The 16,981-nt window shown below is 69.3% G+C and carries 10 protein-coding genes and 2 pseudogenes; 4 read left to right on the forward strand and 8 right to left on the reverse strand.

Annotated features, from left to right (window positions below):
- Positions 1-1,089: aldehyde dehydrogenase family protein (locus A5650_RS16330; RefSeq protein WP_067293547.1), on the reverse strand; the 1,089-nt coding region annotated here is incomplete at its 3' end.
- A 54-nt stretch (positions 1,090-1,143) separates the two neighbouring features.
- A complete protein-coding gene (locus A5650_RS16335) occupies positions 1,144-1,905 on the reverse strand; it encodes a class I SAM-dependent methyltransferase (RefSeq protein ID WP_067293527.1) in 762 nt (253 codons plus the stop codon).
- A 46-nt stretch (positions 1,906-1,951) separates the two neighbouring features.
- Here A5650_RS16335 and A5650_RS16340 point away from each other — a divergent pair, with 46 nt between their 5' ends.
- The gene (locus A5650_RS16340) at positions 1,952-3,112 is read left to right on the forward strand and encodes a glycosyltransferase family 4 protein (protein WP_067293551.1); all 1,161 of its coding nucleotides are present in this window, start codon (positions 1,952-1,954) and stop codon (positions 3,110-3,112) included.
- Positions 3,113-3,160: 48 nt separating this feature from the next.
- On the opposite strand, the gene A5650_RS16345 is transcribed toward A5650_RS16340, so the two are convergent.
- The 3 genes from A5650_RS16345 to pgfA are packed head-to-tail and all read right to left on the reverse strand — an operon-like array spanning position 3,161 to position 7,586.
- Positions 3,161-4,633, reverse strand: a complete 1,473-nt coding sequence (locus A5650_RS16345; protein WP_067293530.1) for a 13E12 repeat family protein — start codon at positions 4,631-4,633, stop codon at positions 3,161-3,163.
- A 56-nt stretch (positions 4,634-4,689) separates the two neighbouring features.
- The gene (locus tag A5650_RS16350) at positions 4,690-6,390 is read right to left on the reverse strand and encodes an MmpA family trehalose lipid delivery protein (RefSeq protein WP_156744159.1); all 1,701 of its coding nucleotides are present in this window, start codon (positions 6,388-6,390) and stop codon (positions 4,690-4,692) included.
- Complete coding sequence (pgfA, locus tag A5650_RS16355) at positions 6,390-7,586, reverse strand: cell envelope lipid trafficking protein PgfA (RefSeq protein ID WP_067293534.1); 1,197 nt, start codon at positions 7,584-7,586, stop codon at positions 6,390-6,392. Before pgfA ends, A5650_RS16350 begins: the two co-directional genes overlap by 1 nt.
- A 204-nt stretch (positions 7,587-7,790) precedes the next feature.
- Here pgfA and A5650_RS16360 point away from each other — a divergent pair, with 204 nt between their 5' ends.
- Entirely contained in the window at positions 7,791-8,903 is a 1,113-nt protein-coding gene (locus tag A5650_RS16360) for an acyltransferase family protein (protein ID WP_067293557.1), read from the forward strand.
- Here the strand turns inward: A5650_RS16360 and A5650_RS16365 are convergent.
- Positions 8,872-10,341 carry an AMP-binding protein gene (locus tag A5650_RS16365; protein WP_067293539.1) on the reverse strand — a complete coding sequence of 490 codons (1,470 nt, stop codon included), beginning with the start codon at positions 10,339-10,341 and terminating at the stop codon, positions 8,872-8,874. The genes A5650_RS16360 and A5650_RS16365 overlap by 32 nt on opposite strands.
- 1 nt (position 10,342) lies before the next feature.
- Positions 10,343-11,314, reverse strand: a complete 972-nt coding sequence (locus tag A5650_RS16370; protein WP_067293543.1) for a phosphotriesterase family protein — start codon at positions 11,312-11,314, stop codon at positions 10,343-10,345.
- Between the two features lie 74 nt (positions 11,315-11,388).
- Between A5650_RS16370 and A5650_RS16375 the strand changes: the two are divergent.
- Positions 11,389-12,984 (forward strand): annotated as a pseudogene (locus A5650_RS16375) (MFS transporter).
- Here A5650_RS16375 and A5650_RS16380 read toward each other — a convergent pair.
- Positions 12,977-16,816: pseudogene (locus tag A5650_RS16380) on the reverse strand (DUF3367 domain-containing protein); the annotation flags it as partial. The pseudogenes A5650_RS16375 and A5650_RS16380 overlap by 8 nt on opposite strands.
- Here A5650_RS16380 and A5650_RS27375 point away from each other — a divergent pair.
- Positions 16,794-16,981 (forward strand): alpha-(1->3)-arabinofuranosyltransferase domain-containing protein (locus A5650_RS27375; protein ID WP_156744161.1); only part of this gene is annotated, 188 nt, incomplete at its 3' end. The pseudogene A5650_RS16380 and the gene A5650_RS27375 overlap by 23 nt on opposite strands.

A 16,981-nucleotide genomic window follows, 5' to 3' on the forward strand; every position in this document is an offset into this window, starting at 1 on the left:
GGGTCGGCCGCCGACGATGACGATCCGCGCACCCTCCTCGACGCCCTTCTTGATGTAGGACTCGACGCGGTCGCGCTGCTTCTCCGAGATCAGCGGGCCGATCGCGGCGTTCGGGTCGTCCGGCAGGCCGACGGGCATCGCGCCGACGAAGTTGGCGACCTTCTCCACGACCTCCTCGTAGCGCGACCGCGGGGCGAGGATGCGGGTCTGCGCGACGCAGGCCTGCCCGCTGTTCATCACGCCCGAGAATCCGAGCATCGGCAGGGTGGAGTCCAGGTCGGCGTCCTCGAGGATGATCGCGGCGGACTTACCGCCGAGCTCCAGTGTGCACGGCTTGAGCTTTTCGGCGGCGATCTTCGCGATCTCCTTGCCCACCGCGCTGCTTCCGGTGAACGTGTATTTGTCGATCAGGTCGTTGGCCGTCAGCGCGCGACCGGTCTCCGGGCCGCCGGGCACGATCGACAGCACCCCTTCGGGCAGGCCGGCCTCGGCGAACATCTCGGCCATGGCGAACACCGACAGCGGCGTCTCGGCGGCCGGCTTGAGCACGACGGTGCACCCCGCCAGCAGCGCGGGCCCGAGCTTGTTGGCGGCCAGGAAGAACGGCACGTTCCACGCGGTGACGGCGCCGACCACGCCGATCGGCTCGCGCAGCACCAGTGTCTGGCCGTAGATGCCGTCGCGGATCTCCTTCCACGGGAACTTGTCCGCGGCGCCCGCGAAGTACTGGAACGCCGACATCGCGGCGCCGTACTGCATCATGTCGACGATCGTCTGTGGCTGTCCGGTCTCGGCGGCCAGCAGGAACTTCAGCTCTTCGCCGCGCTCCTCCATCAGCTTCACCGCCGCCGACAGGACCTCGGCGCGCTCCTGCGGCGACTTGTGCGGCCACGGGCCCTCGTCGAACGCCTTGCGCGCGGCAGCGCAGGCCGCGTCGACGTCGGCCGCCGAGGCCAGCGGCACCTTGCCCACCAGCTCGCCGGTCGCGGGCGAGTGCACCTCGATCACATCCGAAGTGGCCGGCTCGACCCACTTCCCGCCGATGAACAGCTTGTCCCATTCGGTTTTGAACGCGGTGCTCTGTGTCATGACCGTCACACTACCTATCCCGACGCAAAACGAGAACCTGTTGCAGTCGGCCGGTCACGGCGCCCGCAGGACCAGCACCAGGTTGCTCACCAGGAACTCCCGCAGCACCGGCACCTTGGTCAGCGACCACGCCCATCGTGGGTGGTAGCGAGGGAATGCGGCGATCAGCGCCCCGGTGCTCGCCGCCCACTGCAGGCCGTCGGCCGCCGACACCGCGAACAGTGACGAGCCGTAGTTGTTCTTCGGTCGGCGACCGTGCCTGCGGGTGTACCGCCGCGCGGCGCGGGCACCGCCGAGGTAGTGCCACAGCCCGGTCTCGTGGCCGCCGAACGGGCCCAGCCACACGGTGTACGACAGCACCACCAACCCGCCGGGCCTGGTCACCCGCAGCATCTCCGCACCCATGCGCCACGGGTATCGCACATGTTCGGCGACGTTCGAGGACAGGCAGATGTCGACGCTGCCGTCGGCGAACGGCAACGCCATCCCCGACGCGCGCACGTAGGTGGTCGGTGTGACCGTCCCCGGAATGGCGTGCATCTCGGCCGGATCGGGCTCGACCCCGACGTAGCGAAAACCCCTGCCCGCGAACGCCTCCGAGAAGTATCCCGGCCCGCCGCCGACGTCGAGCACGGTGAGCCCGGCCGGCGGGGAATCACAAACGCCGAGCCACAGGTCGGCGACCATGTCGGCGGTGTCGCGGCCGAGCGCGCCGTAGAAGCGGGCAGGGTCGGGTTGCTCGAAGCGGAACTCGGTGAGCAGGCGCAGCGATCGCGACAGCGTCGCCCGGTCGGCGAACCTGTCCGTGACTGACATGGAACCGAACCCTACGCAGCGCCTCGGCCCGACTACGCTGTTGCCGATGTCTTCCCGTCCGCTCCGCTCGGTGCTGCTGCTGTGCTGGCGCGACACCGGCCATCCTCAAGGGGGCGGCAGCGAGGCCTACCTGCAGCGCATCGGCGCGCAGTTGGCTGCCTCGGGTGTCGAGGTCACGCTGCGCACGGCGCGCTACCCGGGCGCCCGGCGCCGCGAGGTCGTCGACGGCGTCCGGGTCAGCCGCGGCGGCGGTCGGCACACGGTCTACATCTGGGCGGGGCTGGCCATGGTGCTGGCCCGCATCGGGCTCGGGCCGTTGCGGCACGCGCGACCCGACGTCGTGCTCGACACCCAGAACGGCATCCCGTTCATGGCGCGGCTCGCCTTCGGCCGGCGCGTGGCCGTGCTGGTGCACCACTGCCACCGCGAGCAGTGGCCGGTCGCCGGCCCCGTAGAGGGTCGTGTGGGCTGGTTCGTCGAGTCGAAACTCTCGCCGCGGGCGCACCGGCGCAACCAATACGTCACGGTGTCGCTGCCGTCGGCTCGTGATCTCGCGGCGCTGGGCGTGCGCCCGAGCCAGATCGCGGTGGTGCGCAACGGTCTCGACGAGGCGCCCGCGTCGACGTTGACCGGCCAGCGCGCGGCGATGCCGAAGGTCGTGGTGCTGTCAAGGCTGGTGCCGCACAAGCAGATCGAGGACGCTCTCGAGGCGGTCGCGGCGCTGCGACCGCGGATCCCGGACCTGACGGCCGACATCGTCGGCGGCGGCTGGTGGGAACAGCGGCTCGTCGAACACGCCGCGCTGCTCGGCATATCCGACGCCGTCACGTTCCACGGGCACGTCGACGACGAGGCGAAACACCATGTGCTGCAGCGGGCGTGGGTGCACGTGTTGCCGTCACGCAAGGAGGGTTGGGCGCTGGCGGTCATCGAAGCCGGTCAGCATTCGGTGCCCACCATCGGCTACCGGTCCTCGGGTGGGCTGACCGACTCCGTCGTCGACGGCGTGACCGGCGTGCTGGTCGACGACTTCGACGGTCTGGTCGACGGTTTGGGCGAGCTGCTCTCCGACCATGTTCTGCGCGAACAACTCGGAACAAAGGCGCACGCCCGCTGCGGCGAATTCTCCTGGCAGCAGAGCGCCGACGCGATGCGCACCGTGCTCGAGTCCGTGCACTCCGGGCAATACGTCAGCGGCGTCGTCTAGCCTTCGCGACGCTCCGCGCCATCGAACCGTCCCCCGACCTTCGCGGTGCTAGAACGGCGGCGGATCGTCCATCAGAACTCTCGGGTCGGTTGGGGGGCCGGTACCCAGAGGGTAGAAGCTGCCGAAACTCGGAGTGGTCGGCGTGGTGTTCTCCGCTCGGATCGTGGCATTGAGGGCGCGCTCGCGTTGAATGCGCCGCTCGCGGTTCTGGCGGCGGGTGCGTCGGCGGGTGGGCATGCAGATCCCGCGTCCCGGTGTCGGTGCCGGCACCTCGTGCATGTGAAGCGTGCCGGTGGAGGCGCCGAGTTGCGGAAACAACACCGCTCCGAACGGAGTCGTAGTGTGGATACGCCCGGTCGGACTGGTGAATATGACCGTGCCGTCGGGTTGCTGTTGCACGATCCAGCCGCCGGGTCCGCAGTAGAACGTCTTCATCAGGTGGTGCAGCCGGCAGAAGCAGGCGTTGTTGGAGGGATGGGTGGGCCCATAGGGCCAGGGCGCGGCGTGGTCGATGTCGGATCGCCAGGCGGGACGGTCGCAATTCATCCACCGGCAGGTGAGGTCGCGGGAGCGTACGAAGTTGGCCAGCGCGATCGAGGGACGGTACTGCGGTTCGGGTTCGGCGTCGTCGGGAGCCTCGACGGGGCGCCGCTCGGCGTGGCGCGCCACCTCGGCAACGGTCGGTGCCGGAACCGGGCCCAGCCCAGACACATACCCGGGTGTCGTGCCCGTGCCTTCGACGGTGTCCCGCTCGGCGAGCACATGGACCACTACGGTGGTTGCCGTTCTGCCGGCGGCAGGGCAGTCCGGTCGTTCGCATAGGCACGCCATCGCGTCTTCGTGGGCGAGGATCGCCCCGATCGCGTCCGCCCGACGCTGGCGATGCGTACGTGGATCCTCCCGGCAGACCGTGGCGGCCAGCGCGTCGAGTCGCTGAGTCAAAGCCACCCCGTCGACGCCGCGTAGGCAGGCGACGATGTCGGCCATTCCGTACCGGCCCGGTATGACATCGAAATGGCGGTCGTCGTCACGGGATTTGGCTCGGCGCACCGCGTCCGGGTCGATTTGAAGGACAAGCCAGTCGACGACCTCGGCAAGCTTGTTGTACGACAGGTGGTTCCACTGGGCGGCGCGGTCGGCGAAGATCGCGTCGATCAGTGCGCAGGCGTCCTCGCTGACCATGAGCTCGGTGCGGTAGATCAGCATGTTGACCACCAGCCAGTCGATCTCACCGGCGGCGAACAGCTTCGCCACCTTGGGAAGCCGTTTGATCAGGGCCTGGCCCGAGCTCATCATGGACGAGGCCCGTCCGCGGCTGATGCCGAGTTCGGCACCGATCTCGGCAGCCACGACCTCCCAGTCATCGACCACCTTGTCGTCGTTCACGCCATCGCATTCGGGGACGCGGCGCAGGCTGAAGTGCCCGATGGCCAACAGCTGGCGCGCGAACTCGGCCCGGCTCGCGCGCTGCGCCTGGCCCATCAGGTCGACCAGCCCCGTGTCGCTCGTCGTGTCGAACATACGTGCGATTGTAAATGTCGGGTATGACATCCGGTTCCCGCCAGCCGACGGCGGGGTCATCGACGGTGAGGTGCCTTGGCTCGCGGCGGCGCCTTGCTCAACCTTCGCGCCATCCCGACACCCGCGCCCGCAACCAGCATCGCCAGCCACGCCAGGTGCGCGGCCACCACCACTGCCCGTCCGTCGGCCGGAGGCGACGAGCCGCCCACGCGATACAGCGTGAGGTCGTCGTCGGTATAGGCCACGGGTAGCGGCAAAGGGGTTGTCGCACCGCTCGATTCGACGCCGCTGGATTCAACAACGACCCAACCGACGCCCGCGTCGGCGAGGAGTCGACGGTCGGCACTCTCGACGAGAATCTCCTGCACGTCGCGGGCGCGTTGCCCTTCGCCGTACACAATGCGGTCACCGATTTGGAGATCGCCGGTGGTCAACACGTCGGCCCGCACCCAGCGCGGCAGCGGGTCGAGCACCGGCGCGTCGCCCGCCCACTCGAACCGGCGCATGCTGCCCATCGGCATCACGGCGACTGTGCGGGGGTCCTCGTCGATCAGAGCGGCTACCTTCGCCCATCCCGGCGGATACTGCACAGCCGCGAGTTGCCCGCCCACCCCCCACGCCAGGTCCGGCAACGTCGCGATCAACGCCGCGCAGCAGAGTGTCGCGGCGGCCGCAGCCGGCACCCGTCGCCGCGCGACGACGACCGCGGCCGCACCGGCCAGCGCGTAGCCGGGCATCGCCAGCGCCACCCACTTCTGCCCGTCGCGGACCACGCCGAGGCCGGGAAAGGCGCGGATGACCGCCTCGAGCAGGCTGAGCCCAGGTCCCGTGGCCATCAGTGCGGGAAGGACGACGGCCGCCCCGGCGAGCACCATGAGCGGCACGGCCGTGCGCCGCCGCAATACGACCGGCAGGCCAAGTGCCACCACGCCCAGCAGCACCACGGTGGCGACGATCGCGAAAAGCGTTGTACGAGAAGGCGGTACCGCATCGGCATTCCAGATCCCGCCCAGCCCGGCCAGGCTGAACAACGTTCCGAGGCCCGGTTCCGCCCGGGCCGCGAACGCGACGACACCGTCGGCCTGCGACGACTCCAACGACCGCGCCACCGCCGCCGCCACCAACCACGGCAGAGCCGCGACGACCGTCAGGCCCAGCGCCACACCCGCACACCGCCCCCGCCGCCAGCCCTCCCCGGGTGCGACGACGCATACGAGCGCGACGGTCGCCGCCAGCAGCAGCCCGGTCGGCGTCAGCCCCGACAGCGCCATCCAAAACACCAGCGCCGCTGCCGAACTCCACCCCGCCGACTCCCGCAGCCGCAGCATCGTCGCAGCGACCCACGGCAGGCACCCGTAGCCGACGAGAAGGCTCCAGTGGCCCTGCAACAGACGCTCGGCGACATACGGATTCCACACCGCGACCGTCGCCGCCACGCACTGGCCGGCGACCCCGGACTCGGGCACCACCGCCGCGGCCAGCCGCGCGGCACCCCAACCCGCCAGCCAGAGCCCCGCCACCAGCAGCGTCTTGGCGACCACGCCGCCGTCGACCACCGAAGACACGACGGCCATGAAGAAGTCTTGCGGCAGCGCCCGCGGCGCGGCCTCGGACAGGCCGAGCGCAGCGTCGGACAGATAGGAGCGCGGCGTGGACACCGCGTCGCGCACCAGCAGGTATCCGGGCGCCAGCAGCGGCGCCGTCACCGCAAGGGCGAGCACCAGCGCATAGGCCGATGCCGCAACCGACCGCCGAATCAGACCGGTCTGTCCGGGGGCAGGTCGGTCGGTCGAGATGTCGGGATCTTCTCGGTCTTGGCCTCGGCGCCCGGAACCTTGATGCCCTGGGTGTCAAAGAACCCGTGGTCGGCCTCGTCGAGCCCGGGGTCGATCAGCGCGGACTCCGCGCGCAGGCTGAACGATCCGAGGAGGGCGCCGCCGACCAGCAGCACCAGCCCCATCGCGGTGAACGTGATCGGCAGGATGCGGCCCCACAGCGCCACCCGGTCGCGCTCGTCGCCGGCGCTGGCAACCTGGGACTCGACGGTCTCGTCGTTGAACGCGACCTTGTAGTCGACGAACGTCACCTCGGGCTTGAGCGGCTCGCGGGCGTAGTAGTGGTAGCCGTGCTCATCCTTCTTGACGATCGTCCCGGACACCGGGTCGACCCAGAAGGTGCGCTGCGCGGCGTAATACCGCGCCATCGTGATCGGTTCGTCGGGCTCACCGGGTACACCCCACATCGCGGCGCGGGCGGTGACCTCGCTGTCGGCGTCGTCCTCGTAGAGCGAGGCATACTTCACCGGCTCGACGAGCTTGCCGTCCGAGTCGTACCCGACGTTCTGCACGAACCGGTAAGTGGTCAAGCCGTTGACGTCTTCTTCGCCGTCGTAGTTGGCGTCGAACGCCTTTTGCGCGATCGGGTCGAAGACGGAGTAGGTCTTCTTCTCGGTGTCGAACGGGAACCGGTAGGCCAGGCCCTCGTGCGGCAGCGCGATGTTCGTCGGGGGCTTGTCGTCCTCCATGGCGCGCGGCTTCTGCACCGCGCCGCCCGGATTGCTCTCGCTGGACACCGCCTCGGCGGTGCTGCGGTTGACGGTCACGGTGTCGACCAGGGCCAGCAGCAGGCCGGCATCCTGCTGCCTGTCGGTGCGGCGCAGCGTGGAGCCCACCTGCATCGTCACTACGTCGGCGTTCGACGGCGACTCCACCGTGAGCTGCTCCTGCTGGACCATCGGCACATCCCGGTCCACGACGAAGCGTTCCCCGTTCAGCGACGCCGGGTCGAAGGCCGTGCCGCTGCCGTCGCTGATCAGCGTGGCATCGAGGTCCAGCGGGATCTTGGCGATCTTGCTGTGGGTGTACGTGGACAGCAACAATGCGGCGATCAGCAGGGCGGCACCGAGCCCCAAGATTCCGCATGCCGCAATCCGCAGCGCCACTGCGCGGTTCAAACCGTGCCTCCTTCACCTGCGGTATGCCCGCAGAAATCCGTTCGACCCTAACAGCACAATTTAAGGTCGTTGTTTAGTCGGGCCGCATCCGTGCACCCGTGGTCAGGGTGTTTGGATCTACCCGGCACACTGATTGCCGTGACCGCTGAGACGCGCGACGAGAAGGTGGGCGGGACCCGCGGGTTCCTGCCTGCCGTCGAGGGCATGCGAGCCTGCGCCGCGGTCGGCGTCGTCGTCACCCACGTGGCCTTCCAAACCGGCCACACCGGCGGCGTCACCGGACGACTGTTCGGCCGGTTCGACCTCGCGGTCGCGGTGTTCTTCGCGCTTTCGGGCTTTCTGCTGTGGCGCGGACATGCCGCCGCCGCGCGCGGGCTGCGGCCGATCCCGCCGACCGGCCACTACCTGCGCTCGCGGCTGGTCCGCATCATGCCCGGCTACCTTGTCGCGGTCGTGGTGATCCTGTCGCTGCTGCCCGAGGCCCGCGCAGACCTGACCGTGTGGTTGGCCAACCTCACGCTGACTCAGATTTATGTGCCGTTGACGCTGACCGCGGGGCTGACGCAGATGTGGAGCCTGTCGGTCGAGGTCGCCTTCTATATCGCCCTGCCGGTGCTCGCGCTGCTGGTGCGACGAGTGCCGGTGCGCGCCCGCCTCCCTGTCATCGCCGTCGCGGGGATCGCCAGCCTGGCGTGGGCGGTGCTGCCGATCGCGACGCCCGACGGCGTCAACCACTTGAACTGGCCGCCTGCGTTCTTCTCCTGGTTCGCGGCGGGCATGCTGCTCGCCGAGCTGACGGTCACGCCCGTCGGGTGGCCGCACCGGCTGGCCCGGCGGCGGGTACTGATGGCCTCGCTTGCGATCGTCGCGTTCCTGATCGCGGCCTCACCGATCGCGGGTCCCGAGGGACTGACCCCGGGCACCGTGAGCCAGTTCGTCGTCAAGACCGCGATGGGCGCGGTGGTCGCAGGCGCGCTGCTGGCGCCGCTCGTGCTCGACCGGCCCGACACCCCGCACCGGCTGCTGGGCAACACGACGATGGTCACGCTGGGGCGCTGGTCGTACGGGCTGTTCATCTGGCACCTTGCCGCGCTGGCGATGGTGTTCCCGGTCATCGGCGAGTTCGCGTTCAACGGACACATGCCCGTGGTCCTGGCGCTCACAATCGTGTTCGGATTCGCGATCGCTGCGGTCAGCTACGCGCTGGTGGAGTCACCGTGCCGAACAGCATTGCGGCGCTGGGAGTATCGGCACGCCCGGCCCGTCCCGCCGCTGGACTCGTCGGTCAGCAGCGTGCCTGAGCCCGTCGCGCGATAACGGCGTCGCGCACCGCCGACCGCCTGGCCTTCCCCGCATCGTCGCGCAGCGGCTCGTCGGTGAATTCGACCGTGCGCGGCACCTTGTGGCGTTCGACGCGCTCGGACAGGAACGCGATGACATCCACTTCCTCGAGATCGCCGTCGGCGTGCACCAGCGCGTGCGGCACCTGCCCAAGGTCGTCGTGTGGGACACCGACCACCAGACACGACAACACCGCCGGGTGTTCGGCGAGCGCCGACTCGACCTCGGCGGGATAGACGTTCTTGCCCCCGACGGTGAACATGTCCACGCGGCGGTCGCTGAGGTAGAGGAACCCGTCCTCGTCGAAGTAGCCGAGGTCGCCGAGCGAGTCCCAACCGTCGCGGGATTTCGCCGTCGCGCCGATGTAGCGGTAGGTGGGTGCGCTGCCCGGCGACGGCCGCATGTAGATCTCGCCGACCACCCCGGGTGGGCACTCGTTGCCGTCGTCGTCGAGGACCTTCATCTCCCCGGCGACGACGACACCGACCGAGCCCGGATGGTCCAACCACTGGCTGCCCGATATGAATGTCAGCGCCTGTAATTCGGTGCCGCCGTACAGTTCCCAGAGCGCATCCGGTTGCAGTATCTCGATCCACGCGCGCTTGACCGCGGGCGGACACGGCGCGCCGACATGCCAGAACCGTCGGATCGACGACAGGTCGTAGGCAGCGGGATCGGCCCGGTAGACCGGAATCAGACGCTGCATGATTGTCGGCACCGTCGTCAGGAACGTCACGCGATACTCGGTCACCAGTCGGAGAAACTCGTGCGGTTCGAACTTCGGCATGAGTACCAGGTGATGGCCCTGCACGAGCCCGATCGCGAACGTCGTGAACCCGGTGTTGTGGCTCATCGGCACCGAGATCAGGTTGACATCACGTTCCTGTGCCCCAAGGGGGTAACCGACCAGCGGCGGGAAGCGGCTGTCGCCGCCCGCCTCGATCAGCTTGGGCCGCCCGGTGCTGCCGCCCGACGCCATCGCCTTGAGCACCGGCGACACCTTCTCCTGCAGCGGCTCATCCGACAAACCCTGGCCCGGGGCGAAACCCGTTGGCACGCTGGGTATCAGGCCGGCCGGGTCCTCGCGGCCGACGATCAGAGCGCGGGGCCGCAGCTCGAGCAGGCCGCTCAGTTCGGCGTCCGGCAGCCGCGGTGACAGCGGCTGCGGTATCGCACCGAGCTTCCACGTCGCCAGCACCGCCTGCGCCCACTCGATCGAGTTCGACAACACCACGGTGACGTAATCGCCCTCTCCCACACCGAGTTCGGCATAGGCGCGAGCCAGTCGATTGGCCGACGCGTCCAGCTCACCGCGGGTGAGGGTGACGCCCTCGCAGGTGACCGCGGGCGCATCCGGTTCGGCGGCGGCAAGCCGTGACACCTGCGTGCTTATGGGTGGGGTCGGCTCGGTCACGTCAGTACCCGCCCTGCGCCTCGAAGATTCTGCGCGGATTATCGACGAGCATCGTCGTGAGCTGTTCGTCGGTGACGCCGCGCTCCTTGAGGGCCGGTATCACGTCGTTGTGAATGTGCAGGTAGTGCCAGTTGGGCATGGTCTGCGGGATCATCCCCTCCGGCAGCCAGTCGATGAAGCAGGACGCATCGTGCGACAGCACCATCTTGTCGGCGTGCCCGCGCTCGCACATCCGCGCGACGGTGTTCACTCGCTCCTCGAAGCCGAGGAAGACGTCGACGCCGAACCGGTCCATCCCGATGTAGGAGCCCGCGTCGATCAACTGTTCCAGGTAGTCGGTGTCGGTGCTGTCGCCGGAGTGCCCGATGACGACGCGCGAGAGGTCGACCCCGTCCTCTCTGAACACGCGCTGCTGATCCAGGCCGCGCTTGGTCGCGGCGTGAGTGTGGGTCGAGATCGGGACGCCGGTCTCGCGGTGCGCCTGCGCGACGGCGCGTAGCACCCGCTCGACGCCCGGGGTGAGGCCTGGTTCGTCGGTCGCGCACTTGAGGATCGCCGCTTTGACGCTGGTGTCGGCGATGCCCGTGGTGATGTCGCGGACGAACATGTCGACCATCGGCTCGCCGAGCGGCGTCTCCGGCCCGCTGAAGTGGAAGAACATCGGGACGTCGTTGTAGGTGTAGACACCGGTCGCGACGATGATGTTGATGTCGGTCTGCGCGGCGAGGCGTTCGATGCGCGGGATGTAGCGCCCCATGCCGATCACGGTGAGATCGACGATGCTGTCGACACCGCGCGACTTCAGCTCGTTGAGGCGGACGATCGCGTCTGCCTCGCGCTGGGCCTCGTCGCCCCACACCTCCGGATAGTTGGTGGTGATGTCGAGGGATTGAATGAAGACGTGTTCGTGCATGAGCGTGACGCCGAGATCCGCACTGTCGATCGGGCCGCGGGCGGTGTTCAATTCCGGCACGCGGCCGATGCTACGAGATGGCGGACGATCAATCGGGTACTTGAAACGTGATCCAGAGGAAAGGCCAGAACAATATGGCGGCATCGTCGAGTGTCCGCGCCGCACCGTCGGCGTGGGCGCCGCTGTCCTCGCCGACCTACCGTGCGTTGTGGATCGCGCAGCTCGTCTCGAACCTCGGCACCTGGATGCAGACCGTCGGCGCACAGTGGATGCTGGTCGGCGATCCCAATGCCGCGGTGCTCGTGCCCCTGGTGCAAACTGCGACGACGTTGCCGGTGATGTTGTTGGCGCTGCCGTCCGGCGTGGTCGCCGACCTGACCGACCGGCGACGGCTGCTGATCGCCACGCAGTCGGCGATGGCGGCGGGCGTCTCGCTGCTGGCGATCCTGACCGGAGTGGGGCTGACGACGCCCACCGTCTAGCTGATTCTGCTGTTCCTGGTCGGTTGCGGACAGGCGCTGACCGCCCCGGCATGGCAGGCCATCCAGCCTGAACTCGTTCCGCGCGAACAGATTCCGGCTGCGGCAGCGCTGACCAGCCTGGCCATGAACAGTGCGAGGGCGATCGGGCCGGCGATCGCAGGTGCGCTGGTGTCCTTGTCGGGGCCCACGATGGTGTTCGCCCTGAATGCGCTGTCGTTCGTCGGCATCGTCGTGGTGCTCTTCGCGTGGCGCCGGCCGGCCACGGACCGGTTGCTGCCGACCGAGCGTCCGTTGTCGGCGTTGACTGCGGGCGGGCGCTACATCCGCAGTTCGCCGGTGACCCGCCGCATCCTGCTGCGGGCGCTGCTATTCATCGCTCCGGGTAGCGCGCTGTGGGGGTTGCTGGCGGTCATCGCCGATCGGCAGTTACATCTGTCGTCCGCGGGCTACGGCGTGCTGCTGGGCGCCCTGGGCGTCGGCGCGGTCTGCGGGGCGATGGTGCTGTCGCGGCTGCAGGTGCGGTTCGGGCGCAATGCGCTGTTGACCGTCGGCGCGGTCGGTTTCGCGCTCGCAACGGTGGTGCTGGCACTCGTTCCGGTGGTGACCGTGGTCATCGTCGCGATGGTCGTCGGCGGCCTGTCCTGGTTGCTCACCTTGTCGACGCTGAACGCGTCCATGCAGCTGAGCCTTCCGGCCTGGGTGCGGGCGCGCGGGCTGTCGGTCTATCAGCTGGTGTTCATGGGCGGACAAGCCATCGGCTCGCTGGTCTGGGGTCTGGTGGCCGGCGCCACCACCAGCGTGACGGCCTTGTTGATCGCGGCCGTGATGCTCGCCGTGTGCGCGGTGTCGCTGGTGTGGTGGCCGCTGCATCCGGGCACCGGCAACATCGACGTCGAACCGTCGGCGCATTGGCCGGAGCCGGCGTTGGTGTTCGAACCAGCCCCGCCGGACGGGCCGGTCCTGGTGCTCAAGACCTACAAGGTCGCAGCCGAGAACGAGGCGTTGTTCATCGCCGCGATGGACCGGGTGAGGCGGTCACGCCAGCGGACCGGGGCCGCGCAATGGCGGTTGTTCCGCAGCGGCGAATTTCCCCACACATTCGTCGAGGCGTTCATCGTGCGGTCGTGGTACGAGCATCTGCACCAGCACGTCGTGCGGCAGACCGGTCAGGACCTGATCGTCGAGCAGGAGGTCGAGAAGTACATCGTCGGCGAACCGAAGCTCGAACACCTGATCGCGGTCAACTGAGCCGGCTCGGCCGCATGGGCACGGTCGACGCGGCCACGGCAGCCACCGAGATCAGCGCCAGTAGCTGCACACCCCAGGAATGTCCGATGTAACCGTCGACCGATCGCCACGGGTTCTGACTCAGCACCGCCCCGGCGAGGATCAGCCCGCCGGCCGCGGCAGTGACCGTGGTTGCCTCGCAGAGTTTTTCGCGGTTGCGCAGCAGATAGCGGATTCCCAGCGCGACACCGACGATCACGAAGCCCGTCACCCCGGAGATCGCGGCGCCCGCGAGCAGTGCGGCGGCGCCCACCGCGTACGGGTGGGGGCGCCAGACCGGCACCGGGTCCGCACGGTCGGCGCGCCTGCGCATCGGGAGGAACGCCAGCAGAGCCAGCACCGGCAGCAGCGCCAGCCCCCCGATGAGCCCGGCGCGGTAGAGCCCGTTCGCCGGGAAGCTCAGCGTGACCGGGCCTGCCGTGCCCGGCGGCAGTACCCATCCCTGCTGCCAGCCGTTCACCGTGATCGGCGTCAGTGCGGTTCCACCGCTGTCGCGAGCGACCCAGCCGGGATTGATGCTTTCGGGGACGACGAGGACGCGGGACGCCGACGACGGGGCGACGGTTACCTCGCGGCGGTCTGCGCTCCAATGTCCGACTTCTGCGGGAGTGGTTGGCGCCGGGCGTATTTCGTCGGCCTGCGGCCCGGCGAGTTGTGCACCGTCGACGATGAACGCGCCGCCGGGGCTGATGACCAGTTCTTGCTGTCCCTCGGGCAGCAGAATCGGTGCGGTCCGGCACGGGTGTGCGGCGACGGGCTCACCGTCGAGCAGCGCGCCGACGGTCGTGGTGAGCGAGGTCTGCACGAACTCGCCCGCGATACCGATGACCGGCCCTTTGCCGCAGGGCATTTCGATCCTGCGCTCGCGGTTGGCCTCGGCGTCGGCGGTGGCGATCGGTGCACCTCGTGCGTCGAGCGCGGTGACCTCGGCAAGGCCGGGCGGCTTGAGCTGGTCGAAGCCGAGCGCGGTGCGGTCTATGACGTCGTCCCAGTCGAGGATGGAGACCGTCACGGTGTCGGTGACGCGCGGCTTGAGGTGCAGCGTCTGCGCGCCCGCGTCGCCGGCCACCGGACGGATCTGCGGACCGTCGCCGAGGTCGACGGCCACCAGCGTCGGATGTGCGGGCAGCTCCGAGGAGCTCGGTGCCACCTCCAACCCGGCGACCTCGCTTCGGCGGGGCAGCTTCAGCGTCAGTGTGGGCGGCGTCCCCTGTTGGACCACACGTTGCGGGGCTGTCCACGCGGTGCCCGCATCACCGTCTGCCGCGGCGTAGGCCGAACCGAGCACGTCGATCGGATCGGCGTCGCCCATCGCGCGTGCGGCGCCCGGCGCGCTGATCAGGTCGGCCAGCTTCGGCCCCTGGCGGGCGCGCACCCACACCGTCGGCGTGACCGCGATCGGCGCCGGCACGGTCAGCGTGCGGCTCAGGTTGACCGGCTCCTCCGCCGAGAGCGCCATCAACGCGGCGCACCGGTAACCGGTCGGGCTCTCGGCGCAGCCCGACCGGCCCAGCAATTCCGAACCCAGATCCCATTGCGCCACAGTTGAATTCGGTGGCGGACCGGGAACCGCGACGGTGTGGCGCAGGCTGACGGGGTGGGCGAAGCCGTTCGCGTCGTACTGCGTGACGGCGAGGTCGGTGATGCCGAACTGCACGCCGGCCGAACCGTCGTCGGTGGCGACGGCGGTGAGCCGCACCCACGGTGACTCGCCGTAGGGCAGGGCGGCGGTCAACGGCTTGCCCGCTTCGTCGAAGCGAAGGGTGCTGGTGCCGTTGACCGTCGAGATCTCGATGCGCCGGATCTGCGCACCGACCGCGGTGGCGCTGGGCGTGACGGTGATGGTCGCGTTGGTGACGGGGTGGTCGAAGTCCACCTGCATCCACTGGCCAACCGCGGACTGCAGTGAGTTCGACACCCAACTCGTCGACGGGTCGGCGTCCACCGCCGCGGCCGGACCGGTCGCGGGTGCGACGTTGGGAAGTGCGGTGGAATCGGCGGCCGAACTCGACACCGACACCCGGCCACCGTTCCACTGGCCGTAGACGAGATCGGCGCCGGGAGAGGGATAGTCGATGACCCGGTTGCGCGTGTGCCGCGGATCATCGGGGGCGCGGATCGCCGAGGAATGGTCGTCGACGCGGCCGTAGTCGGTCTCCCGGGCGAGTGGGGTGTCGGTGACGGTGACGACGGGGGTCGGCACACCCGCGCGTTCGGCGTCGGCGGTCAACAGCATCGGGCCCAGCGGCGGCCGGTCCTGTAGCCGGCGGCGCTCGTCGATCCGCAGCAGCGACTCGGGGGCACCGTCGACCCGGGCCACGCGATCGGCGTCGACGAGGTAAGGCGTCACAGGGGTTTCGGCGTGCACCCGGTAGATCTCGACGGCGGGAAAGCGGGGCCGCAGACCGCTGTCGGAGACGAATCCGGCCAGGGTGCCTGCGCCGACCGGATCGCCGAACTCGGCGACCTTCTCCAGGCCGGCGGATCCGTCGACGGCGCGGTGCACCAGCAGCGGTCGCGCGGAGCGAGACGACTCCGGGTCCAAATCGTTGCGCACGACGACATATGAAATGCCTTGGCGGGCAAGGGTGTCTGCCAAGCCTGCGGACGGTCTGCCCGCGGCGAACAGTCGCTGTACGGAGTCCAGCGCGCGGATGGTCTCCGGCGGGGTCAGGGGAATGGAGTCGCGCACACCCCACGGGCTGTCGCCGAGGACCTGCAGCGGTTCGTCGTGGCTGTTGCCCCACACCTGGGTGGCGAACGGAGCGCCCGGAGCGACCAGGACGCGGCCGTCGGTGTTGTGTTCGTCGAGCCAGGCGGCGGTGTCATGCCAGTACTGCGGGATTGCTTCGAAAGCGCCTGGGGGAGTGAGCCGTCCGGTCCACGCCAGCGACGTGCCCGCGGCCAGCGCGACCAGCACTACGATCCCCACCGCCACGCGTTTGTCCCGCTCGGGGTGTGCCAGCGCGGTCGTCCACTGCTCGCGCGGTGCACTACCCGGCAACGGGATGCGTCCGAGCAGATGCGCCAACCCCAACGCCAATGGCAGCCGCAGCAGCGGTTCGAGCTTGTGAAGGTTGCGCAGCGGCGTTCCGGACGCGTCGAGGAACGCCTGGACGTGATGCGCGACGGGCGAGCCGAGCCCGCCGGAGTAGCCGAGCGCCAGCAGCGTGATCCCGACGAGCAGGATGGTGATCAGCCGACCGCGGGCGGGCATCGTCTTCAAGGCCAGCCCCGCCAGGCCCGCTGCGGCCACCAGGGTAGTGGCCAGCACCGCGACCGAACCGGTCACCAGCGAGGCGCCGGCCGTCGCGTTGGGCGCCACGAACGGCGTCCATGCGTCGGTGCCGCGCAGCATCTCGGTCAGCGACATCCACCGCGTGGTGACACCCGAGGATTCGATGAAATCGAGGAACGGCGGGCTGACCCGGCCCAACATCAGCAGCGCGACGACCCACCACAGCACCGCCAGCGCGATACCGAGGGCCCACCACGCGGTGAACCGCCACCACTGCTTCGTGGGCCGGTGACACGCCAACCAGATGACCGCACACAGGCAGCCGGTGATCGTGGCCACCGCGTTGACCGCGCCCATCAACGCGATCGCCACCGCGGATCGCATCGCCAGCACCCGCACCCGCGGATCGCCCCGGAGCACCAGGATCACCGGAAGCAGCACCCACGGCGCCAGCATCATCGGCAGCGTCTCCGACGAGATCGCGCCGAGCGTCGTCAGCACCCGCGGCGATAACGCGAACGCAACGGCGGCGATGACGCGCGACGTCGGGCTGCCCGGCTGGGTCACCCAGCGGTTGTGGTGGGCGCTGCTGCTGGTCGTCGGGTTCTGGGGTGTAGTGCGCGTCGCCGAGGCGCTCAACATCGGCAGCCCGACGTCGCGCGTCATCGCCGCCGTTGCGTTCGCGTTATCGCCGCGGGTGCTGACGACGCTCGGCGCGAT

This window comes from Mycobacterium sp. 1164985.4 (assembly GCF_001668575.1).
Taxonomy (GTDB): Bacteria; Actinomycetota; Actinomycetes; order Mycobacteriales; family Mycobacteriaceae; genus Mycobacterium.

Coding starts and splice junctions, on each gene's coding strand:
- A5650_RS16335 (WP_067293527.1), bottom strand. CDS start 1,905: ATGTCAGTCACGGACAGGTTCGCCGACCGGGCGACGCTGTCGCGATCG.
- A5650_RS16340 (WP_067293551.1), top strand. CDS start 1,952: ATGTCTTCCCGTCCGCTCCGCTCGGTGCTGCTGCTGTGCTGGCGCGAC.
- A5650_RS16345 (WP_067293530.1), bottom strand. CDS start 4,633: ATGTTCGACACGACGAGCGACACGGGGCTGGTCGACCTGATGGGCCAG.
- A5650_RS16360 (WP_067293557.1), top strand. CDS start 7,791: ATGCGAGCCTGCGCCGCGGTCGGCGTCGTCGTCACCCACGTGGCCTTC.